Source organism: Psychrobacter sp. GP33 (assembly GCF_014119005.1).
Lineage (GTDB): Bacteria > Pseudomonadota > Gammaproteobacteria > Pseudomonadales > Moraxellaceae > Psychrobacter.
In genome coordinates this window covers 64,015-86,104 of record NZ_JACGYX010000004.1, presented here as the reverse complement: position 1 = coordinate 86,104, position 22,090 = coordinate 64,015, and the positions used below count along the sequence as shown (strand labels likewise).

General features: G+C 42.5%; 21 protein-coding genes. 12 read left to right on the top strand and 9 right to left on the bottom strand.

The features are described from left to right. Positions 1-97 precede the first annotated feature (97 nt). On the top strand, positions 98-1,345 hold the full coding sequence (gene pncB, locus H2245_RS06795; RefSeq protein ID WP_182406643.1) for a nicotinate phosphoribosyltransferase: 1,248 nt from the start codon (positions 98-100) through the stop codon (positions 1,343-1,345). 10 nt (positions 1,346-1,355) lie between these two features. Here the strand turns inward: pncB and xseB are convergent, their stop codons facing one another. The 3 genes from xseB to H2245_RS06780 form a co-directional block, all read right to left on the bottom strand. Continuing rightward, positions 1,356-1,610 (bottom strand): exodeoxyribonuclease VII small subunit, encoded by a 255-nt coding sequence (gene xseB / locus H2245_RS06790; protein WP_182406642.1) that lies wholly within the window; start codon positions 1,608-1,610, stop codon positions 1,356-1,358. A 74-nt stretch (positions 1,611-1,684) separates the two neighbouring features. Further along, complete coding sequence (xseA, locus tag H2245_RS06785; protein ID WP_182406641.1) at positions 1,685-3,268, bottom strand: exodeoxyribonuclease VII large subunit; 1,584 nt, start codon at positions 3,266-3,268, stop codon at positions 1,685-1,687. A gap of 239 nt (positions 3,269-3,507) precedes the next feature. Then, positions 3,508-3,867, bottom strand: coding sequence for a hypothetical protein (locus H2245_RS06780; RefSeq protein WP_182406640.1), 360 nt, complete (start codon positions 3,865-3,867; stop codon positions 3,508-3,510). Positions 3,868-4,232: 365 nt separating this feature from the next. Between H2245_RS06780 and H2245_RS06775 the strand changes: the two genes are divergently transcribed. The 11 genes from H2245_RS06775 (at position 4,233) to purF (ending at position 15,090) form a co-directional block, all read left to right on the top strand. Next, the gene (locus H2245_RS06775) at positions 4,233-4,892 is read left to right on the top strand and encodes an alpha/beta hydrolase (RefSeq protein WP_182406639.1); all 660 of its coding nucleotides are present in this window, start codon (positions 4,233-4,235) and stop codon (positions 4,890-4,892) included. 253 nt (positions 4,893-5,145) lie between these two features. Beyond that, a complete protein-coding gene (gene zapE / locus H2245_RS06770; RefSeq protein ID WP_182406638.1) occupies positions 5,146-6,246 on the top strand; it encodes a cell division protein ZapE in 1,101 nt (366 codons plus the stop codon). A gap of 90 nt (positions 6,247-6,336) precedes the next feature. After that, a complete protein-coding gene (locus tag H2245_RS06765; RefSeq protein ID WP_182406637.1) occupies positions 6,337-6,996 on the top strand; it encodes a nitroreductase in 660 nt (219 codons plus the stop codon). A 133-nt stretch (positions 6,997-7,129) separates the two neighbouring features. Next, complete coding sequence (locus tag H2245_RS06760) at positions 7,130-8,479, top strand: NAD(P)H-dependent glycerol-3-phosphate dehydrogenase (protein ID WP_404944665.1); 1,350 nt, start codon at positions 7,130-7,132, stop codon at positions 8,477-8,479. Between the two features lie 149 nt (positions 8,480-8,628). Beyond that, on the top strand, positions 8,629-9,087 hold the full coding sequence (gene sixA / locus H2245_RS06755; RefSeq protein WP_182406635.1) for a phosphohistidine phosphatase SixA: 459 nt from the start codon (positions 8,629-8,631) through the stop codon (positions 9,085-9,087). Between the two features lie 86 nt (positions 9,088-9,173). Continuing rightward, positions 9,174-10,469 (top strand): type II secretion system protein GspL, encoded by a 1,296-nt coding sequence (gene gspL / locus H2245_RS06750; RefSeq protein ID WP_182406634.1) that lies wholly within the window; start codon positions 9,174-9,176, stop codon positions 10,467-10,469. A 27-nt stretch (positions 10,470-10,496) separates the two neighbouring features. Beyond that, a complete protein-coding gene (gspM, locus tag H2245_RS06745; RefSeq protein ID WP_182406633.1) occupies positions 10,497-11,042 on the top strand; it encodes a type II secretion system protein GspM in 546 nt (181 codons plus the stop codon). Between the two features lie 162 nt (positions 11,043-11,204). Further along, entirely contained in the window at positions 11,205-11,606 is a 402-nt protein-coding gene (locus H2245_RS06740; protein WP_182406632.1) for a hypothetical protein, read from the top strand. 174 nt (positions 11,607-11,780) lie between these two features. Continuing rightward, positions 11,781-12,815: a quinone-dependent dihydroorotate dehydrogenase gene (locus H2245_RS06735; RefSeq protein ID WP_182406631.1), complete on the top strand. Its 1,035-nt coding sequence runs from the start codon at positions 11,781-11,783 to the stop codon at positions 12,813-12,815. Between the two features lie 93 nt (positions 12,816-12,908). Further along, the gene (locus H2245_RS06730) at positions 12,909-13,412 is read left to right on the top strand and encodes a CvpA family protein (RefSeq protein WP_182406630.1); all 504 of its coding nucleotides are present in this window, start codon (positions 12,909-12,911) and stop codon (positions 13,410-13,412) included. 151 nt (positions 13,413-13,563) lie between these two features. Next, complete coding sequence (gene purF, locus H2245_RS06725) at positions 13,564-15,090, top strand: amidophosphoribosyltransferase (protein ID WP_182406629.1); 1,527 nt, start codon at positions 13,564-13,566, stop codon at positions 15,088-15,090. 133 nt (positions 15,091-15,223) lie between these two features. On the opposite strand, the gene H2245_RS06720 is transcribed toward purF, so the two are convergent. The 6 genes from H2245_RS06720 to yajC form a co-directional block, all read right to left on the bottom strand. Next, positions 15,224-15,580 carry an AzlD domain-containing protein gene (locus tag H2245_RS06720; RefSeq protein ID WP_182406628.1) on the bottom strand — a complete coding sequence of 119 codons (357 nt, stop codon included), beginning with the start codon at positions 15,578-15,580 and terminating at the stop codon, positions 15,224-15,226. Then, positions 15,570-16,214 carry an AzlC family ABC transporter permease gene (locus H2245_RS06715; RefSeq protein WP_182406832.1) on the bottom strand — a complete coding sequence of 215 codons (645 nt, stop codon included), beginning with the start codon at positions 16,212-16,214 and terminating at the stop codon, positions 15,570-15,572. Before H2245_RS06715 ends, H2245_RS06720 begins: the two co-directional genes overlap by 11 nt. 139 nt (positions 16,215-16,353) lie before the next feature. After that, positions 16,354-17,754 carry an MATE family efflux transporter gene (locus tag H2245_RS06710; protein ID WP_182406627.1) on the bottom strand — a complete coding sequence of 467 codons (1,401 nt, stop codon included), beginning with the start codon at positions 17,752-17,754 and terminating at the stop codon, positions 16,354-16,356. 262 nt (positions 17,755-18,016) lie between these two features. Next, the gene (secF, locus tag H2245_RS06705) at positions 18,017-19,294 is read right to left on the bottom strand and encodes a protein translocase subunit SecF (protein WP_182406626.1); all 1,278 of its coding nucleotides are present in this window, start codon (positions 19,292-19,294) and stop codon (positions 18,017-18,019) included. A 9-nt stretch (positions 19,295-19,303) separates the two neighbouring features. Then, positions 19,304-21,181 carry a protein translocase subunit SecD gene (gene secD, locus H2245_RS06700; protein WP_182406831.1) on the bottom strand — a complete coding sequence of 626 codons (1,878 nt, stop codon included), beginning with the start codon at positions 21,179-21,181 and terminating at the stop codon, positions 19,304-19,306. A gap of 341 nt (positions 21,182-21,522) precedes the next feature. Then, positions 21,523-21,801: a preprotein translocase subunit YajC gene (yajC, locus tag H2245_RS06695; RefSeq protein WP_182406625.1), complete on the bottom strand. Its 279-nt coding sequence runs from the start codon at positions 21,799-21,801 to the stop codon at positions 21,523-21,525. Positions 21,802-22,090: the final 289 nt, after the last annotated feature.

Sequence of the window (22,090 nt, the reverse complement as noted above, 5' to 3'; positions counted from 1 at the left end):
GCTCCGTCATAAATATGTGCTACTCAAGATTGACTTACAGCGCAACTTTACGGATTGAATGATGCTCACTTTTTATTTTCGCGTTTAAGGCTGTAACATGACCGTTACCCATATTCCTACTAGCGTTGCCCCCATTATCACATCATTACTTGATAACGATTTGTATAAATTCACCATGTTACAAGCGATGCTCCATCAGTTTCCGCAGACACATGGCGTTTATCGGTTTCGCTGCCGTAATAATCAAGACGCCGCTTACCCGTTGGCAGATATTAAAGAAGCGCTTGAGGCACAATTAGATAGCTTATGTGAATTGCGCTTCTTGCAAGATGAACTCGATTACTTGCGTAGTTTACGTTTTATGCGTTCAGATTTTGTCGATTATCTTGAGTTGTTTAAGCTAAAACGTCGCTTTATTACCGTGAGTGCGGACAAGAAAGGTCGGTTGTTTATCGACATTGAAGGACCGATGATTCAGGCGATGTTCTTTGAAGTATTTGTCCTAGCTATCGTTAATGAGTTGTATTTTAATGCCTTATCAAACTCCTCTGTCATTGCAGAAGGTCAGCGAAGACTTGACGAAAAGGTAGCCTTATTACACGATTATGCTGAGCAACAAGCTTCTCAGCAGCAGATAGTTGATAAGCCGCCATTTATCGTCGCTGATTTTGGCACACGCAGACGATTTAGCAAAGCATGGCAGGCGCATGTGGTAGAAACGCTACATAAAGCAGTACCAAAAATAGTGGGTGGCACATCCAACGTATACTTAGCGAAAAAACTCAATATGACGCCCATTGGCACCATGGCACATGAGTTTATGCAGGCATTTCAGGCGTTAGATGTGCGTTTGCGTGATTCACAAAAAGCGGCGTTAGAATCTTGGGTACATGAGTATCGCGGTGACTTGGGTATTGCATTGACCGATGTGGTGGGCATGGATGCGTTTTTACGCGATTTTGATTTATATTTTGCCAAGTTATTTGATGGATTGCGTCATGACAGTGGCGACCCTTATATTTGGGGTGATAAAGCCGTTGCGCATTATCGAAAACTGAAAATAGACCCCAAAACTAAATTGCTTACCTTTAGTGATGGTTTGGATTTGCAAAAAGCGTGGGCGTTGCATCAGTATTTTAATGACCGTATCAAAACCAGCTTTGGCATTGGTACGAATTTGACTAACGATATGGGCTTAACGCCATTAAATATTGTCTTAAAATTGGTAGAATGTAATGGGCAACCGGTAGCTAAATTGTCTGATAGCCCCGGCAAAACCATGATTAACAATGACACATATTTGGCTTACTTACGTCAAGTATTTGAAGTAGATGCGCCGGAATAGTAAGTTTTTCTTAAAGGTTGCTGTTAGTGGATTCTTTATCGGCAAAGGCAGCGTCTAGCGCCTGTTGAATGGCATTAATGCGGGTTTCGCATACGCGATAGGCGGCGATAGACTCTTCAACTGTGGTCATTAAATTATCAATATCTGGCTCATCTTGCTGCTGTAGTTCAGCAGCATTGGTTTTTAAAATATCGTAAGCTGCCTTAAAATTTTTTGGGGCGGCTTTTTTACGTTTTCGAGCAGGGGCAGTGGTAGAAATAGTCATAATATATCCTAATATTTTGAAGTGTTATTAAAAGGAAAGGTTTAGCATAATAATAATCAGGTAGTAATGGGCGTTTAATTTGGTGAATGATCGGTAGTTACGGTTGCGATATTATCATTTTCAACATAGTTAATATGAGCGGTTGCTTGACCATCTTTTAATATAATTTTGATGGTTTGGTCAGGAGAAAGCTGCTCACTACTAGTTAGCCTTTGGTTGGTTTTTCCATCTCTAATGAATGCATAACCTTGTTTGAGTACGCGCGCGGGCTGATGCAAAACGATAACATCGCGTAAATACTGGGTATCTCGCTGTGCTTGCATTACTTGTTGTTGGGCGCTTTTTATAATGCTGTGTTGATAGTCTTGGCTGTTATTGCGCGCGCTATTAATCTGTTGATAAGCGACTGATTGTGTTTGTTCAAGAGACTCTTTTGCCAATCGTGCGGCTTGACTGATTTGGCGCTGGGCACTTTGCTCAATACTGCGCCATGCAAAATCACTGTCTTTTTGTAGCGCTGTCAAGCGTCCAATTGTCTGCGACTGTATTCGATTCAGTTGTCGCGTCGTTTGTTGTTCAGCGGCTTGCAATTGATAGTTAGCAGTTTGCTGTATTTGGCTCTGATAATTTGACACTTGCGCGACTAATTGTGCCAAATGGGCGCTGATAGCCGCGATTACTTTCGATGGGGTATCAAAGCTGGTATGCGCCACTTCATCCAAAATCACTTTATCGCGTTCATGCCCAATGCCGACCCATACAGGTACTGGCTGCTCTGCCACCAAAGCCGCTAGCTCATAATCATTAAGATACGCCAAATCCCCAACAGCGCCGCCACCACGAATAATCACTAATAAATTAGGCAAACGCTGATAAGTTGCATAAAAATGTTGCTGTGCGCTCACAATGGCTTGGCGTATCTCCATGGGCGCATGATTGCCTTGAAAAGTCGCATGATGATAATGAAAATGACAGGCTCCGGTTTGTGCCAGCCTATCGGCATCCGCTTGAAAATCGCCCAAGCCTGCTGCCCTTTCAGGGGCAATGACCAGCACGTGCTCAATATCAAACGGACTAGGTAATTGCTGATTAAGGTGAATCAAACCCTCACCAGTTAATCGATCGACCATTTCAGCGTATTGCCGCGCTAAATCACCCAAGGTATAACTGGGGTCGATATCTTCGATAGTCAGCGAAAAACCATATTGCGCATGAAAGCCTGCGGATACTTTTAGCAAAACCGTTAAGTCGCGATCGAGCGCCATGCCGGTTGCGCGCTCAAATTTTGCTAAGACACGCGTGGCTTTAAAGCGCCATAAATTACCACGGCAGCTTGCAACAACCTTACCGTCATCGTCTTTTTCCGCCAACTCAAAGTAATAATGCCCGCCTTTACTTGAGAGATTGCGAATTTCAGCCTTTACCCATACTCTGTGATCAAAGGTCTGTTTGATAACCATATCAACAGCGGCTAAATAGTCGCTCAAGCGCAACACCGTATCTTCAAGGTTTTCTGCCAAACTGTCTTCGATTTCAGCAAGCTCAGCTTCAAGAGTCGCCAAATCTTTGGCAGGCACCAGTACTTTATCCGTCCCTTTATTCGTTCCTGATTTTTTAGCATTCACATGAGCGATATTGGCGAGATTAGGTTTGCGCATAATAATAGACCAAAAGAATAGCTAGCGTGGAAAAAAGAGAGCGATAAGAAGGGTAGCTTAGCGTAAAATCAGCTTAATGAACAACTTGTTCCTATTATTCACAACAAAAAACTATTTACAATAAAAAAGCCAATAAGCATACGATAAGAAAAATATCTAAATCGTATATTTATTGGCTTTTTTACTTATTAAAAGCAGGTTTTCGATTTGTAAAAACTTTAAATATGTATCAAAACCGATTACTGGCAACGGAAATTAATCATATATTCATAATCATCATTACGTGCGGTATCTGTTGGGGTTTTGCCGAAGATGCCACCGATTTGTCCAATCACTCGACCGGTACGTTCGCCTAAAATACCGTTATATTTGGTTGTGTCATTCACCACAATCACTTGACGAGAGCCGCAGGTTTTTTTGGCACTGTCTAAAGCATTTTGCTGAGCCTTTATTTTAGTAGAGCTTACGCCAGTGGTTTCATAAGTAGAGTTGGCCCGTTGAATCACAGGTGAAGTGGTAGAGGTCGATTGACAAGCGCTTAATATCAGTGCAGCGGCTAATGTGGCAGATACAGTGACAGTATTGCTAAAAGTGGTCATAAGTGAATCCTATAAATAAATCAGTAGAAAAAAATAAGGCAAAAATCGAGAAATACAAAATATGAATTTAACCTATTTATAACCTTACCGTCTAGATGGTTAATGTGTAGGGTGTTGCCACCATGTTTCGTGATATCCATTCCTCATACGTATCCTGCTAAACTAATTTTTGCTTAAGCACTATTAGTATCTTATTGATATGCCATTGATCATCTATAAAGCATTATTTATTCGGTATTTCTCTTTTTTATAACCTTATTGCCCATCAAATAAAACAAACCGAGCAGATACACAGCAAATGACTTGAAATATAACTCATATCTAGGATAATTAGATTATCTTTTTTTTAATGAATAATGACTATTATGCCCTTAATTCCTGCTCCTGCCGGTGTCCTTGAAGTTGATGCGCTATGGCAGCAAGACAATCCTAATGATCCAAATACTGATACCGTCGCTTTATTATGCCATCCTAACCCGCTGTTTGATGGTACGATGAACAATAAAGTGGTGACTACTATGTACCGCTTTGCTCGTGATAGTGGTATGCATGTGGTAAGGTTTAACTTTCGTGGGGTAGGGCAATCGACTGGCGAGCATGATTATGCTAACGGTGAAGTACTGGATGCGATGACCGTATTACAATGGCTGGCAAGTCAAACCAATGCTCGAAAGTTGTGGCTTGGTGGTTTCTCATTTGGTGGTTATGTGACTGCGCGCGTGGCCGAGCAAGTTCTGACGTCAGCCCATGTTTGGGATCTAAGCGACTTTGAAATTGTCAACGTTGCCTTAATTTCCCCTTCTATAGAAAAGAATGACGGTAGTGATTTAAGTTTGCCCATTGCAAAAACCTTTGAGATTTACGGTGATGCAGATGAGGTGATAGAGCCTGAGAATATGCAAGCCTTTGCCGATCGCTTAGGTATTAGAGTCAGTATTATTGAAGGTGCCGGACACTTTTTTCATGGTCGCTTAACAGAATTAAAAAAGCTACTGCAGCAGCAAAGTTTTAATGTCGATACGTAATGATGTATTGATAATATTGTTACTCAAAATGAAGTGATGAGTGCTTAAAATAAAGCGATTGATTTTACTATATTTCGATAAATTTAATTGATTATTGTTACCCCTTAAGCCGTGCTAACCTAGGGAGTAGTGTTAATAAGCTACTCTGACATCTCAGTTGTTACTGTCTCAGTGTAAAAGACATAAGCTAGGATCAACTGACGGTTTCAACACATAATTTCACTATTTATTTTGTCGAATGACGAGCAGTCTTATGAGATTATCTCCATTGCAGCGCTACGAGCAATCCATCAATAATGATGACTTTACTAGAGATGAGCAGCAGTATCAGGCCATGTGTTACCTTGATGAGCTCTATTATCAGCTCAATGTCAGTACGCAGCGCAAAAAAGGTTTTTTTAGCTTTCTAAAAGCAAAGCCTGTTGCGCCAAAAGGTTTATATATGTGGGGCGGGGTTGGGCGTGGCAAAACATGGATGATGGATTTGTTTTATGATTCACTGACCATTGATCGTAAAATGCGTCAGCACTTTCATCACTTTATGCAACGTGTCCATCATGAGTTGAATCTGATTCATGGCGAGTGTAATCCGCTAGAAAAAGTGGCAGATATTATTTATGCCGAAGCGGTGGTGATTTGTTTTGATGAGTTTTTTGTCTCGAATGTCTCTGATGCGATGATTTTAGGTGATTTATTTACCATGTTGTTTGATCGAGGCATTACTTTGGTGGCAACGTCTAATATTGCACCATCAGGATTGTATAAGGATGGTTTGCATCGTGATCGTTTATTACCTGCCATTGCTGAAGTAGAAAAGCATACCACCGTGATGAATATTGACTCAGGTATTGATTATCGGTTACGCGTATTACAACAAGCGGAACTTTATAAATCACCCATGACTAAGAGCAATCATCATTGGCTAGCGAATCGTTTTGCCAGTCTTTCTAACAATATTAAAATCAGTAAAGAGCCTATTGTTATTAATGGGCGTGAAGTTATCATCAATGCTCGAACTGAAACCATCTTATTTTGTGACTTCCGTCATTTATGTATGCAGCCACGTTCAGCTGCGGACTTTATAGAGATTGCCAACCGTTATAGTACGGTCTTGGTCAATGCCGTGCCTGCCTTAAATGATGATTTACGTGACCCAACCCGGCGCTTTATTTATATGGTTGATGAGTTTTATGACCGACGCGTAAAGTTACTGATTCGCGCTGAACAATCTATTCTTGAGTTATATCAAGGTGAGAAATTAGCATTTGAGATTGAGCGAACACGGTCGCGATTGCTAGAAATGCAGTCAGAGGATTATCTTAAAATGAAACACCGCCTTGATGATGCGGCATAATTTTATTGTTAAAAGTGTTTTATACGATAATTTAAAAGATAGACAATTTAAAAATATTTTAATAATGATAATAACAACTAAGGATAAACAATGAGTGATGCTAAGAAGAATAAAGATATCTCTATATCAGAGGCAAAGGGTGCTGCAAATACGGCATTAGCAGATGCCACAGTAACCGATGAGCAGCTGATTAACTGGATAAACTCAAGGCGTAGTATTGGCAATTTGAATGAGCCTGCACCTACACATGTGCAGATTAAAGCTGCCATTCATTGTGCGGCAACCGCCCCTGATCATAAAAAATTACAGCCATGGCGCTTTATTGTGACGGAAGGTGATGCTCGTCACGCTCTTGGTAACGCATTGGTGGCTGCGGCTGAAGCGCAAGCTATCGCTGCTGGTGAGAGTTTATCTGATAAAGAGCGCGCAAAAACTGCCGCTATGCCTCTGCGAGCACCTGTTATTATCACTGTTGTCACTCAAATGAAGGAACATAAAAAAGTACCGAAATTTGAACAAATGCTCAGTGCGGGTTCTGCAGTACAAAATCTTATTTTAGCTTTGAAAGCACAAGGCTTTAGTACCGTTTGGCGTACCGGATTTTTATGTAACGAACCTGCTGTGAAAGCATATTTTGGTGTAGGCACAGAGGATTATGTCACGGCCTTTATCTATACTGGAACAAGTTTGCGTCATACACCGACGCGCAAACCCTTAGATATTGAATCACTGATAAAGTTTGAATCATAATTCCTCTTTGAGTGGTAGTTTTTTAAATCATGGTTGTGCAACAGGCTTGGCAGGTATCAGCAATATAATTGCACTATACCTACCAACTGTAAATGTATAAGCTGCAGGGATAGTGAAAAGTGCATTAACATGGATAAAAGATATGACAAGCCCTATTAAAAATAATAAATCTCCTAAAATTGTTGCGAATAAACCAGTAGCGAGTATAGATGACCGTCATGACAAGCCGGGTGGACTGCTTGCTGGTATCATTGAACGTGCGACCAAAACAGGACTAGGGAGAAAAAAGCTTGATCCAAGCACGGTTGAAGCAGATGTTGCTAATAATATGGAAAAAATTTCCAAAAATTCTGGCAAGTTACGTTTAGCGTTTTTGGGTGGTGGCAGCTTTGGCACTGCAATGGCAAATTTAGCCGCGCGTAATGGCTGCGATACCACGATTTGGGTACGTGATAAACGTACGGTGAAGTCGATGGCAAAGTTGCGGATGAATAAAAAATATCTACCTGGCTATAAGCTTGATGAGCGCCTAAAATACAGCCATGATCTAGAATCGACAGTTAAAGACAAAGACATTATTTTTCTTGCTGTTCCGAGCCTAGCGTTTCGGGAAACGTTAAAGAATATCGCCCCTTTTATGACAGGGCAGTCGCTGGTGTCTTTGACCAAAGGCATGGAAAAAGATACCTTTGCGTTAATGAGCGATATCATTAAAGATGAGCTACCAGAGGTGAATTTTGGGGTAATGTCAGGACCCAATCTTGCCATCGAAATCATGAAAAATATGCCGTCAGCTACCGTAATTGCCAGCGAGTCAGAGCCTCTGCGCCATGCCGTGCAAGCGGCGCTACACAGTGCATTTTTTCGGGTCTTTGCTAGTGATGATGTTCGCGGCGTTGAGCTTGGTGGCGCTCTAAAAAATATATATGCTATTGCAATGGGAATGGCAGCCGCTTACGAGGTTGGCGAAAATACCAAAGCAATGCTGTTAACCCGTGCCTTAGCCGAAATGAGCCGCTTTGGTGTAGAGGCTGGTGCTAATCCATTGACGTTTTTAGGCTTGTCAGGGGTTGGTGATTTATATGCCACATGCAGCTCTGAGCTGAGTCGCAACTATCGCATTGGTAATATGCTTGGGCGCGGCATGAATATTGATGCTGCGGTTAAAAAGCTGGGTCAAACGGCAGAAGGGGTCAATACCATTCAGCAAGTGCATGAAAAGGCAACCAAAGAAGGCATTTATATGCCGATTACCCATGCACTTTATGCGGTTATTTATGAAGACAAAGCGGCATTGGGCGTGGCGCTACAGTTAATGGAAGCTGGCTTCCGGAGTGATGTGGAGTTTGTGATGGCGCATGACCACAGTAACGCATCCCTAACCGCTCAGATACAGGCGGCTACTAAAGATTTTCCAGCCGATACCACTAAGATAGACAACGATAAAAATGACAAAGTGTATAATGAAAAGTCTGATCTCTGATCCACGTTCTACAAGGCAAACGTCTTTGGATTTAGATAATAGCATTAGCTATGACGATAATAACAATGGCAAAACGTCATCTGAGTAATGGCTAATCATCATTAACAAGTTATCTAAAAAGATAAATAGTCAGGAAAATTAGAAAAGTTATGAAAATTATCTTAATGCGCCACGGACAAGCAGAAGATGAAACGCGCCCAGACAGCGCGCGTGAATTGACTGACTTTGGACAACAACAAGCAGCGCAAACAGCAGCCTATATCAGCACTTCTTATACTCCGGATATTTTTATAGTGAGTCCCTACGTTCGCGCACAGCAAACATTGGCACAGCTTCAATTACAGACTCATAATGTTCCCGTCAAGGTACAGAATAATATTACTCCTTCAGATGACGCACGCACTGCGCTTGCAGAACTCGCGACTATTGAAGCTGAATGCGTAATAGTTGTGTGTCATATGTCTATTATCGCTTATCTTGCCAGCTTATTAACAGGCGATACTCCAGAGTCATATGCTCTAGCGGAAGCGCGTGTTTTTGAAATGGAGTTTATTATGGCAGGGATGGCGCGCGAGATTGACCGATTTGTTCCTCAACAGCCGTACTAATATAATACTGCTAATTTTCTTCTTGTTTTATTAGCAAATTGTCAAATTGTTGGTAGTAAGTGGTTTAAAAAATAAGGTCACGCTTAGTGTTACATGTATGGTTAAGAGCACAGCACAGTCCGCTGGCAGTGTGGCATAGCGCTACAAAAAAGTGGCATGCGGTTGATAGCTGGCAACAGCTGCACGATATTTATAGTATTCATGGACAAAAATCGCTATGTTTATATTTTCCATCACAGTATGTATTGCAAGTAGAGACGCCACTAAGTAGTGCACAGCTCAAGCAGCTGGGTACCGTTGGTAAACAGTATTTGTTTGAAGAGGTTTCGCTTGCGCCCGTTGAGCAATTAGCCATACGTCAGCTTGGTTATGCCAATAGCAATTATTTATATGCGCTTCCAGAAAGCGATATTGAATCATGGCAGCAAAGTGCGCAGCTAGTAGGGTTAAGTATTCATGCCTTATTGCCTGATTTTTTTCTGTTACCTATCCCAGAAGAGGCAGCAGAGCAGCAGGTGGTGCTGTATCAAGATGCCTATACTACTTTGTTGCGTCAGTCCGCTCATCAAGGGTTGGCTGTTAGTTATTTACCATTGATTTTTGAGCATTTGCCGCAGTTAAGTGAAGTTTGCGTTTTACCTATGCTTGACCTGTCAGCTAATACAGTGCTTGAGGCATTAACGGCTACTTTAGATGATGAGTTAACAGTGCAAGCTAATATGGCGTTAGCAAGCGCAATATCAGTAGAAACGGTAGCACTATTGTCTGAGCGCCAGTTATTAATGAGTATATTGCCACTTGTGCCTGCGCCCATTGATAACCCTGAACGCCATGCCCTTAACTTTTTTACAAAAGCATCCAGCTCCCAGCTGTCGCCTTATCTGCGAGTAGCCATGATGGTTGCGTTTTCAGCATTGGTGTTACAGATGGCAACCGATGGGGTGCAGTGGTATCGCTATAATGATGTCGCAACTGCCACCCAAGCAGAAATTACTACTCAGTATCAATCCTGGTTTCCAAACGAAGCGCTCAGCACGCGTACCAAATTGCAAGCACAGTTGCAACCAAAACTAATGAATGAGAATCAAGAACCCGCATCGCATACGGCTATCTTGTCGCGTATCGCCCCTCTTATTAAGCAATCCTCCTTACAAGCGCAAGCGTTGGTCATAGCGCCAAACGCCTTGAGTTTTACCCTAATTGCACCTAATCGTCAAAGCCTCGATGAGTTTGCCAATACACTGACCGCGCAAGGGTTAGCTGCTAATTTGCAGCAAGTAAATAGTAATGAGCAAGGACAATTTAGCGGTCAAATTACCGTCAACATACAGCCTGACAGCTCAGCAGTTTCGAAAACGGCTACAGCTGAGGCGGAAACTTAATTAACGGCATTCAAATAAGGTTAGGGCATGAATATATTACAGCGCCGTGTTAAACGGAGCGCTCCAGCAGGCAGTGCATTATCTGCGCGTATCACGAAGTACCATGATATGGTATGGACACGCTGGCAGTTATTGTCTGCACGCGACCAGATGGCGTTGGCGGCGCTAACGCTGTTTTTACTGTTGTTTATTGGTGGCTACGGTGGCTATAGCTTGCAGCAAGCGGCTAAAAAAAGTAAGGAAAACTATCAGACACAAGTGGCTGATTATTTTTGGTTGCGGGCGCAAGCAGGTAATATTGATACCCGTGCTGGTAGTGATGTTGACCAAAATGAGACTGCTATACCGCCGGCAAGTCGTATCAGTACCGCTCTAAACGGTGCCGGTATTAATGATGCACAAGTGGTGGCAACGGGTGATACGGTACAGTTAAGCTTTAGTCATCCTAGCCAAGCGGTGGTTAGTACCACACTAGCCCAGCTTGAACAACAAGGCTGGCAATTGACCCAATTATCTATTCTGCAAGATGCCATTACTAAGCAGTTGCAAGTACAAGCCACATTTAGCACCTAGTGTTGTCTGGTTTCTAGTGCTTAGATTCTAGGGCTTAGTTCCAAGCGTTCTTGAAAACCGCACGCAACGCCACAATGATAATAATAGTCGGCAGTATCATAATGCAATATCAATATCAATATAAAAACATATCCAACACATTTTAAGTAATAAGGCAGTCAGATGATTGATGACAAAAAACGCTCGTTAGTAACTTATAATCATGTGACTTATTTACTTTATGTATTGAGCTATTTTACAGCAGGGCTGCTTTGGATTGTGCCTATTGTGATGAACTATACCAGACGCCATGCAGCGGATGGCACTTGGCTTGCCACGCATTTTGATTGGCAGATTAAGACCTTTTGGTACAGCATTGTCTTTTTTGCTGTTGGCGGGCTATTGCTGGTCATCGCATTCGGAGGTATTGGTTTCAGTGTACTATCAGATAGCGGTAACTTGGCACTTGTCTCAATTTTATTGACCGGTCTTGGGCTAATGATTATCGCGTTTACCTTTATTTGGCATCTGTATCGTATTGTGCGCGGCTGGATTGCGCTGACTGACAGTCGCTCTGTGCCTTAATCTCATCTATTTTATTATTAAATACAATATCAAAATAATTATCTAAGGTTTTGTTTGCCTAACCACAGACTTTTATGAAACTTTGCTCTTCTTTCCGTTAAGCTGATATAATCGCTGCGCTTCATTTGACTCATTTTTCATTCACCTATTTCTTATTCAGGGTTCATCGTCATTATGTCCTACGCCTTACTTCGACCGTTTTTATTTAAGATGGACCCTGAGCACGCCCACGACATGACCTTGTCTTTATTGGCAAAAGCGCACAAAGCACGCGCATTAGGCTTGGTATATGGTCAGCATATGCAGCCTATAGACTGTATGGGTTTGCAGTTTGCTAACCCGGTTGGGCTGGCGGCAGGTCTAGATAAAAATGGCGATTATATTGATGCGCTTGCCGAATTGGGCTTTGGCTTTATTGAAGTGGGTACGGTTACCCCAAAACCGCAAGTAGGCAATGATAAGCCGCGTTTGTTTAGAATTAAACAAGCCGATGCCATTATTAATCGTATGGGCTTTAACAATCAGGGCGTTGAGTATCTGATTGACAATGTTAAGCGCAGTAAATATAAAGGAAATATCGGTATTAATATTGGTAAAAATGCCAGTACGCCGGTTGAAAATGCCGCTGACGATTACGTCTATTGTTTGGAGCGTGTTTATCCGCATGCGTCCTACATTACCATTAATATTTCTTCGCCCAATACCTCAAATTTGCGTGACTTACAAAGTGGTGAGGCGCTTACTTATTTATTAGATACCATCAAAAATCGTCATGACCAATTGGCAACGGAGTACGGTTTTTATGTGCCATTGGTGCTTAAAGTTGCGCCTGATTTAGAGCCAGCACAAGTGGATTATATCTCGCAGCAGCTACTCGATTTTGAAATCGATGGACTGATTGCTACCAATACCACGTTAAGTCGCGTTGGTGTTGAAGACTTGACCGATGGTGACCAAACAGGCGGTTTATCAGGTCGTCCGGTCAGCCATATTAGCACTCAAATACTGCAGCAGTTCTCAGATCAACTGGGTGATCAAGTGGCTTTAATTGGGGTTGGTGGGATTGATAGCGGTGAGAAGGCAGTTAAAAAAATCAAAGCCGGTGCAGATTTGGTGCAATTGTATACGGGGCTTATTTATCAAGGTCCGGGGTTAGTGCAATCGTGTATCCAAGCCATTGGCGGCTATTATGACGCGATGGAAGGCTAAATGCTGTATTTTATCTAAAGGTTGATAATAGCGTTTACTAACACCAAATATAGTCATAAACATTTAGGTAAATTATAGAGCAAGGCGAAAGGTATGAGTGGTTTGGATATTATCATTGCCGTGGTTGTCTTAATTGGCTTATGGCGCGGTTTTCAAGTGGGCTTGATTAAAACTGCAGTCGGCTTGGTCGGCTGGTTTATTGCTTTGATTGCGGCAACGCGGCTGGCAGGTGTTATCGCGCCGCAATTGTCCGGTATGGTAGAAAACCCAGTATTACAAATGGCAGCGGCTTTTTTATTAGTGGTTATTGTTATTTTAGCCATTATGCATTTGGTTGCCTTTGTATTTTCAGGGGTGCTAAAAACGTTACGGCTTGGGGTGCTCGATAAGATGGCAGGCGGTGTGCTGGGCGCTGCAAAGAATGTGCTGGTCGTGTTGGTATTGCTCAGCGTCAGTGCGCCATTATTAATGCAATTACCTCAGTGGCAGTCGTCAATATTAGCGCCTGAATTGTTGCCTTATGCGCCCATGGCAAAAACTTTGGCAGCCGATATGTTGGGCGTGGCATGGGATCAGGTTAATCAGCCGTCAATTTAAACCTGTTAAACGCGAAAGCCAGTATTAAGTAAGCTACTTATTCATAAATATTAGCAAGCAGTACCATCAGTTTAGCGGTAAGGTCGGCCTATTTTAGTCGTCTAATACCGTCATCGTGTTACTAATGTGTGATCTAAAATAGGACATAACTATGTGTGGAGTCGTCGGGGTTGCAGCTCATGAGCCAGTCAATCAAATTCTTTATGATGCCTTAACCATGTTACAGCACCGTGGGCAGGACGCTGCGGGTATTGTGACGTTGCAAGATGGTCGCTTATATTTGCGTAAAGAAAACGGCATGGTACGTGATGTCTTTTTGAACAGTCATATGCTCAAGCTAGTGGGTAAGTTTGGTATTGGTCATGTCCGCTACCCAACTGCTGGCACATCGAGCAGTGCAGAAGCGCAACCCTTTTATGTTAACTCACCGTATGGGATTACGCTTGCGCACAATGGCAATTTGACCAATGCTGAGAGCTTGGCAAAAGAGCTTTATGAGGAAGACCGTCGCCATTTAAATACCGATTCAGACTCTGAAGTCCTGCTGAATGTACTTGCTCATGAAATGCAGAATCTAGATAAGACTCATCCGAAGCCTGCCGATATTTTTGAAGCAGTAACTGCAGTTTATGGTCGCATTGAAGGCGCGTATGGCGTAGTAGCACTCATTACCGGACATGGCTTGCTCGCGTTCCGTGATCCAAATGGTATTCGTCCATTAATATTTGGTCAACGCTTAGCGGACAATGGCGGCACTGAATATATGGTAGCATCGGAGTCGGTAGCGCTTACCGGTTCAGGATTTACGATTATTCGTGATGTACGACCAGGGGAAGCTATTTTTATTGACTTGAATCATCAATTACATAGCAAACAATGCGTTGAGCCAAAAGAATATACGCCGTGTATTTTTGAGTATGTTTATTTTGCTCGTCCTGATTCAATTATGGATAATATCTCAGTTTATAAATCCCGCCTGCGCATGGGTGAGAAGCTGGGACAAAAAATCTTGCGTGAATGGGGCGAGGACCATGATATTGATGTGGTGATTCCGATTCCTGATACCTCGCGTACGTCAGCGATGGAGCTGGCGCTCAAAATGAATATCAAGTACCGTGAAGGCTTTATGAAGAACCGCTATATCGGGCGTACCTTTATTATGCCGGGTCAGCAGCAACGCAAAAAGTCGGTACGTCAAAAATTAAGCCCAGTCCCGCTAGAGTTTAAAGGCAAAAATGTATTGCTGGTCGATGATTCTATTGTTCGTGGTACTACATGCTATGAAATCATCCAAATGGCACGTGATGCTGGTGCAAAAAATGTATTTTTTGCTAGTGCAGCACCACCGGTAAAATATCCCAATGTTTATGGGATTGATATGCCGGTACGCAGCGAGCTGATCGCATCGGGTCACAGTGTAGAAGAAGTGCGCAAGATTATCGGTGCTGATCGCCTGATTTTTCAAGACTTGGATGACTTAATTGAAGCAGTAAAAGACACCAAGCACAGTAAGGTCGAAGGCTTTGATTGTGCCGTATTTAATGGCTGTTATATTACTGGACAAATCAACGAAGCCTATCTTGAGCATTTACAAGAACAGCGTAGTGAGTCAGCCAAAAATGGTGTGGAAGTGATTGCTGATACCCCAGTCGATATGATGGGTGTTGAAGAGTTCTAGGACTTTAATGTATCAATAAGCATTCTTGATTTTAAAAAAGGCTAAACCCTCTATAGGATTTAGCCTTTTTATAGTTTTTAGTTTATTAGTCCTAATTTATCAACATCAAATTATTGGTAGCTATTTTAATTACTTATAAAAAATTTTCAAATATCCACAGCAAGCCGTTAATAGCAGCAATGCCAACAATCATACTGATAAGCAGCTGACGACTGATATGATATACCAGTAAAACCAGTGCCAACGCCCCAATTTGGGCCAGTAGTAAATGCAGCGCGGCATCAGATAAATGTGTAGTGAATGACAGTTCCTGATAGGCAAGGCTGGTAAGAATCAATAATACCAATACTGATAAAGGTAGGCTTTCGTTAAGGCGATGCAACCACGGTTTGTCGAGCATTTTTTGTGGTATCAGTGCAGGAATGGCACGGGTTATAAATGTGACCGCTGCCATTGCCAAGGTTGCCAAAATCAAATAACTACTGCCCATGACTGCCTCCCATTGGCTTATCTTTTACCATAAAAGCGCGCCCTAGGATAAGAAGCATACAAATAGCGATTGCCACCAGTAGTAGCCACTGACTGGTAAATAGCGCAGCAAGGACTAAAGCAATGATAGCAATACCAATCGGAAAATAGCGCTTAATGGTTTGCAACTGCTCATACGCCAATATGGCAAATAAACACACCAATGCAAAGTCTAAATGGGGCACTAAATCATTAAGTGTGCTCCCTATCATTACTCCAATTGCCGTTGCCAGTACCCACCAGCTTTGATTAAATAAACTAATAGGTAGCATAAGTGCCTGCCTTGATTCTGCTGGCAAGCTGGTCATCACTGAAAATGTCTCGTCAGTGAGCGCAAATAAACAATAAGTTTTAGCAAGTTTATGCGTGGGTAGATGGTTCAATAATGGTACACCATAAAAAACATGGCGCAAATTAATAGCAGCAATGTTGGTAGCAACACTACCAATTGGCAGTCCTGCACTTAACATTGGTAGGCAGGCATATTGCGCCGCCCCAGCATAAAGTACTATGCTGAGCATAATCGTTGCCCAAATCGGCACACCTGCGACTTGCGCAAGTACGCCAAAAGCGATACCAGCGGGCAGATAACCCATGGCAACTGGTAAGCTTTTTTTAAACCCTACTGCCCACTGAGTAGATGAAGAGGCTTGCTTAGAATAAGAAATCACAGGCTATCCTAAATTGTTATCGATATTAATAATAGAGGGTCATAATTATCTAGAAATTAATAATTTAATGGGGCTGCAAGCTTGCATAACCGCCTTTGCAGCGTGCATGATATAAGAACCCAGCCAATACCAGCATACGCAATATTAAAATACTCCAAACGCTGAGCCAAATCCCAGTCATATCCCACTGTCGATATAGCATCCAGCTGAGCGGAAAGAATATCACTGCCCACGTTAATGCAGCATTACGAATAGCTCGTCCTGCCGTCAAACCAAAAAATATCCCATCAAGCCAATAAGCACCGACCCCAATCAGTGGTAATAAAATCGCAAAGGACTGATACGCTGCTGCAAGCTCAAATACGGGCTCAATATTGGTCATCATTTGCAAATAATGCGGCATGGCAAACCACCACATAATGCTTAACAGGAGCGCTAGCCCATAGCTGACTATTCCTGTACGCTTTATAATAATGCTAAAGCGTCGCCAATCTCGTCGTCCTGCTGCCTGTCCACTTAATGCCTCGGCTGATACCGCCACACCGTCGAGCGCAAAGGCTGAAATGCTCAATACTTGTAATAAAATAGCGTTGGCTGCTAATACCAAATCGCCACTTTGCGCGGATAGACGCGTCACCCAAGCAAAGCTTAACGTCAGTATCAGCGTACGAATAAAGATGTCTTTATTTAATGAAAACAGCCTAAGTAATCTATATTTGGTAAAATACTGCGGATCTGCACGAAATAGTGCTGACCAAGTTATATTTAGATGCTGCTTACTTAACCACAGTGCTAATAATATTCCCGACCAAAATGCAATCATAGTGCCAAGCGCCACACCCTCGATGCCCATATCCATGCCAAATACAAAAAATAGAGTTAAGATAATATTCATCACTGCAATAAAACCTTGCTGATACAGCATGTAACGGGTCTTACCTTGCCCAGCAAACCAGCCAATAAATGCAAAGTTCATAAGCTCCGCAATGACACCCCAAAAGCGTACGTCTAAGTAACTTTTTGCAGCAGCGCCACTTGCCGGATTAGCAGACAAAGCATGCAAGCCAAAATTGAGTAACCAGGGTTTTGCAAGCAATAATATCGTACCGATGATAAAGGCGAGTAACAATGCCCGCTGCAAGATGGAGAGAAGTAATGCTGCCAATTCACTGGTAACTGGCGCATCTTTGCTACTGCCAAGTTGCCCTAGTGCTTGAGCCGATAATCCTGAAGATGCATATTGTAAAAAGTTAAAGCTGACAAGTAGTAAAGACAGCAATTGAATAGCAAGTCCCATGCCCGCAAGCTTAGCGGCATCATTCATATGACCTATAATCGCGGTATCAATCAGGCTTTGTAGCGGCATGGCTAAATTAGCAAGTAAGACTGGCACAGCAATGGCAATGATGCGAGCGTAACGGGTATCGATAGGCGGCAGAGCGTTAGCCGGTGGTATAGAGGACATGACAAAATCACTTATACAAGAATGCGAAGAGGTAAATACTTTATCGAAAGTAGGCAGTAATATGGCAGCACTAAAGGGCTATATAGTTATTGTATATAAGGTATTTGCTTTAAAGATTACTTTGAAAGTGTATAGTATTGCTACCGCTATATTTAAAGATATTAGTAGATGATGTAAAGATAAAAGCACCTAGATAATTAGGTGCTTTTATGCTTATTTATAAGAAATCAGTGGATATAAATATATATATTGCATCCGCTTATTAGTCTTGTTCAAACATTTTTGGATCATTAAAGGTCACAATTTCTTCTTCAAACTCAGGTTTTACTTTTACGATAAAGTCATCGCGTGATAGACCCATTGCCAATGGAATTGAGCTGGCAATATAGGTTGAAGAATACGTACCCGCAAGCAAACCGATAAATAGCGCTACTGAGAACCAGTACAAGCCATCACCGCCAAGTAGCATCATGGCTAACACCACAAGCAAAACGGTAGAGATGGTCATAATCGTACGGCGCAAAGTTTCAGTCAATGATAAATCAATAGTTTGCCTTGGACTAATACCGCGTACCCGGCGGAAGTTTTCACGAATACGGTCATATACCACAATGGTATCGTTCAATGAGTAACCAATCAGTGCCAAAATCGCTGCTAAAACGGTTAAGTCAAATGGAAAGCCAAATAACGCAAATACACCAATGGTCACGATAGCATCATGGAATAATGATATGACTGCACCAAGTGCTAGTTTAAACTGAAAGCGCAGCGCCACATAGCCGAGCATCGATAGTAAGGCTAAGCCCAACGCCATCACCGAGTTTAAATAAACCTCGTTACCAACTTGACTACCAATAATATTAACGTTGCTTATGTCAGCTTTATTATTAGGTAAATCTAGTGCTTGCCCAAGCGAGGTATTAAGACCATCGATATTGTCCGACTGTGGTGGTAGACGTATTAAAAGCTCTTGACGTGTACCTAAATATTGTACAACCGCATCATCAAAACCGTTGTCAGCAAGGGCTTTTACGACTTCTACCTGTTCAGCAGGCTGCTCATAACGAACATCTGCTGACACGCCGCCGGTAAAATCAAGACCAAAGTTGAGACCATTCACCGCAATCGCAATAATACTACCAATGACTAAGAAAATAGATAACAACGCCATCGGCTTTTCTATCTTCATAAACGGGATGATACGCTGATCACCAATAGATTTAATACCGCCTTCAGCGTGTGCGGCTGCTGCATCCGCTGCATTATCTAACGTATCTTGGTGATTGATATCAGTATTGATATCTTGCGTTACTAATACTTGGTTGTCTTTACCAGCACGGCGCTTTTCTGATTTACCTGCGCTTAGTGTCGCTGGGCTATTGCTTTTATTATTGCTACCTTTACCATCACGGCGCGGCTTATTACGGCGGCGACGTGACTTATCGTTTGGGTTATTTGGATTGCCGTCTGAGCCACCACCTGAACTACTAGACGTCGGCGTATTCTGATTTTCTGGGGGAATATTCTGTTCAATCGCCATATTTTTCTCCTAGCCGATGCTCAAACGTTTAATAGATTTACGCTTACCATAAGCGATTTGTATTAGAGCTCTTGTGACCAACAGTGCGGTAAATAGTGAGCTGATAATACCAATCGCTAAAGTAATCGCAAAGCCTTTGATTGGACCGGTGCCGATAGCAAACAAAATAAATGCAACCAGCAAGGTGGTGATATTGGCATCGAATACACTACTGAAGGCGCGATCAAAGCCTGCACCGATAGCGGATTTGGGTCGTACCCCGTTCGCCAGCTCCTCGCGTATCCGCTCAAATATCAACACGTTAGCATCGACCGCCATACCAATGGTCAATACGATACCAGCGATACCAGGCAGCGTCAGTGAAGAGCCTAAAATAGACATGATTGCCATAATAATCACCACGTTAATGGCAAGGGCAATATTTGCCATCAAACCAAATAGGCGATAGAAAATAATCATGAAGGCAAAGACTAATAAATAGCCCACTTGGGTAGAAAACAAGCCTTTATCAATGTTTTCTTGACCAAGTGATGGACCAATGGTGCGCTCTTCAACAAAATACATCGGTGCAGCTAGCGCCCCTGAGCGTAATAATAACGCCAGCTCAGCCGCTTCAGCATTGCTATCAAGACCGGTAATACGGAATGATGAGCCAAGCACCGCCTGAATATTGGCGCGGTTAATGACTTTGGTTTCAGCATAAGGCGTACGAACTTCAACCGTCTCGCCATTCGCTGGGTCTGGCTCATAAGTAATTTTTTGCTTATTCTCAATGAAGAGTACTGCCATTTGCTCGCCGACTGCGGTACGCGTGGCGTTTTGCATGAGCTTACCACCGGCACTGTCCAAAGTAATATTCACTTCAGGACGTCCGCTTTCATCAAGGCTGGTCTGAGCGTTGGTGACTTTATCACCGGTGACGATAGCTTGACGCTCTAGCAATACGGGTTGACCATCAAGCGTCTTAAAGGGGAATGCTTCGGTGCCAGCTGGTGGAATGCCACCCATATACGTTTCGCTGTCTTTTGCCACCATACGGAATTCAAGGTTAGCGGTACGACCCAGTACACGCTTGGCTTCAGCGGTATCTTGTACGCCCGGTAGCTCAACGACAATGCGATTGGCACCTTGTGACTGCACCAAGGCTTCGGCAACGCCAAGCTCACTGATACGATTACGTAAGGTGGTTAAGTTTTGGCTAACCGCATAACTGTTGATTTCTTCTAACGTAGCATCGTTATACGCCATGATCAGCGCCGCACCTTGCTCATCAATTGATGATTGCAAGTTAAAGGTGGTGCCCATTGTACTTTGTAAAATATTTTGCGCCCGATTACGAATATCAGTATTGGCGAAATGCAGCACAATACCTTGCGCTTCTGTCTTGATACCTTTAATAGCGATACGCTCAGCACGCAAGTCACGACGTACGTCACGGCTGGCACTGGTGAGCCGCTGCTCAAGCACCTTATTCATATCTACTTCAAGTACGAACCGCACCCCACCGCGTAAATCCAGTCCCAGCTTCATCGGCTTAGCACCGATATCGCGCAACCATTGTGGTGTTGTCTGCGCAAGGTTCAATGCCACCACATAGTCATCACCTAAATTCTGACGTAGTACTTCTTGAGCTTTGAGCTGTGTTTCAGGATTATCGAGACGAACAAGGGCACTGTTACCCTCAAAAGTACCATCATGATAGCTTAAGCCTGCCTCTTTAAGCAGACTTTGTGACTGGGTCAAGATGCCCTCTGACAGCTGTGTGCCTGCAGCAGAACTGGTAATCTGTACCGCTGGTTCATCTGGATAGAGATTGGGCGCAGCGTACAGACCGGCTATGATAAGCACGATGATGATGACGAAGTATTTCCAAGCAGGATATTGCATAATCACTTCTTTAGGTTGATAAGATACTGGCGTCACAGGATTAGAAAAGTAGATATTAAGTAGTAGAAGGACGACTAAATTCGCCATAATTATTATCTATTATTTCATCTATGCGTGACGATAATAAAGCGTATCGCTATAAGTAAAGCTACTGTAATTTTAAAAGCCGTTTAAAGCGCAATTTAAAAAATACTTTAAAAAAGTAGAGCACACTATCAATAGAATCCCACTAGCCTATAGGGGCGAATGACCGTAAATTATTAACGGCCACTCATACCATATCTTTAGGATAACTATTAATATGTGAATAAAAAAATCAGTTACCAAAAAACTACGTCAAGCTATACGCCTTCGATAGTACCAGCTGGTAATACAGAGATAACTGAAGCTCGCTGCACCTTGATATCGGTATTATTATTTAAGCTAACTACCGCATAGTCGCCTTCGATTTTTTTAATGCGACCCATTAATCCACCTGCAAAAATCACTTCGCTACCGACTGTCAAGGCATTAACCATAGCACGATGCTCTTTGGTACGCTTAGACTGCGGACGAATCACCAAAAAGTAAAAAATAGCAAAAAACGCAACGGGTAATAAGAATTGACCTAATTGTTCCATATCTCTCTCAATGAATAGTAAGTAATAATAAAATTAGACGCATAGTAACAAAAATTCCCAGACTTGGTAACTGTTAATCATAGCTCATGGGTATTTTTCCGCCTTAACGATTCTTATTATGACATGATTAAAGTAATGGCTTAAGGCTTGAGACAGGATTGCAATGCAATAATACTATTACCGATTATCGTGACTTATTGTTAAATATGCTTATCAATGCTACTATCAAATGGCTATTGTTATAGCCATAAGAAGCCAATGTTTGTCTTCTTTTATTCTTTTCTTTGTT

Bases quoted from the DNA above. Each gene is read 5' to 3' on its own strand.
- H2245_RS06780 (WP_182406640.1), bottom strand. From the start codon at position 3,867: ATGACCACTTTTAGCAATACTGTCACTGTATCTGCCACATTAGCCGCT.
- H2245_RS06715 (WP_182406832.1), bottom strand. From the start codon at position 16,214: ATGGGTTATCTGCCCGCTGGTATCGCTTTTGGCGTACTTGCGCAAGTC.
- H2245_RS06730 (WP_182406630.1), top strand. From the start codon at position 12,909: ATGAGTGGTTTGGATATTATCATTGCCGTGGTTGTCTTAATTGGCTTA.
- H2245_RS06765 (WP_182406637.1), top strand. From the start codon at position 6,337: ATGAGTGATGCTAAGAAGAATAAAGATATCTCTATATCAGAGGCAAAG.
- sixA (WP_182406635.1), top strand. From the start codon at position 8,629: ATGAAAATTATCTTAATGCGCCACGGACAAGCAGAAGATGAAACGCGC.
- H2245_RS06720 (WP_182406628.1), bottom strand. From the start codon at position 15,580: ATGGGCAGTAGTTATTTGATTTTGGCAACCTTGGCAATGGCAGCGGTC.
- yajC (WP_182406625.1), bottom strand. From the start codon at position 21,801: ATGGAACAATTAGGTCAATTCTTATTACCCGTTGCGTTTTTTGCTATT.
- gspM (WP_182406633.1), top strand. From the start codon at position 10,497: ATGAATATATTACAGCGCCGTGTTAAACGGAGCGCTCCAGCAGGCAGT.
- H2245_RS06775 (WP_182406639.1), top strand. From the start codon at position 4,233: ATGCCCTTAATTCCTGCTCCTGCCGGTGTCCTTGAAGTTGATGCGCTA.
- xseB (WP_182406642.1), bottom strand. From the start codon at position 1,610: ATGACTATTTCTACCACTGCCCCTGCTCGAAAACGTAAAAAAGCCGCC.
- secD (WP_182406831.1), bottom strand. From the start codon at position 21,181: ATGCAATATCCTGCTTGGAAATACTTCGTCATCATCATCGTGCTTATC.
- pncB (WP_182406643.1), top strand. From the start codon at position 98: ATGACCGTTACCCATATTCCTACTAGCGTTGCCCCCATTATCACATCA.
- purF (WP_182406629.1), top strand. From the start codon at position 13,564: ATGTGTGGAGTCGTCGGGGTTGCAGCTCATGAGCCAGTCAATCAAATT.
- H2245_RS06710 (WP_182406627.1), bottom strand. From the start codon at position 17,754: ATGTCCTCTATACCACCGGCTAACGCTCTGCCGCCTATCGATACCCGT.
- H2245_RS06740 (WP_182406632.1), top strand. From the start codon at position 11,205: ATGATTGATGACAAAAAACGCTCGTTAGTAACTTATAATCATGTGACT.
- H2245_RS06735 (WP_182406631.1), top strand. From the start codon at position 11,781: ATGTCCTACGCCTTACTTCGACCGTTTTTATTTAAGATGGACCCTGAG.
- secF (WP_182406626.1), bottom strand. From the start codon at position 19,294: ATGGCGATTGAACAGAATATTCCCCCAGAAAATCAGAATACGCCGACG.
- xseA (WP_182406641.1), bottom strand. From the start codon at position 3,268: ATGCGCAAACCTAATCTCGCCAATATCGCTCATGTGAATGCTAAAAAA.
- zapE (WP_182406638.1), top strand. From the start codon at position 5,146: ATGAGATTATCTCCATTGCAGCGCTACGAGCAATCCATCAATAATGAT.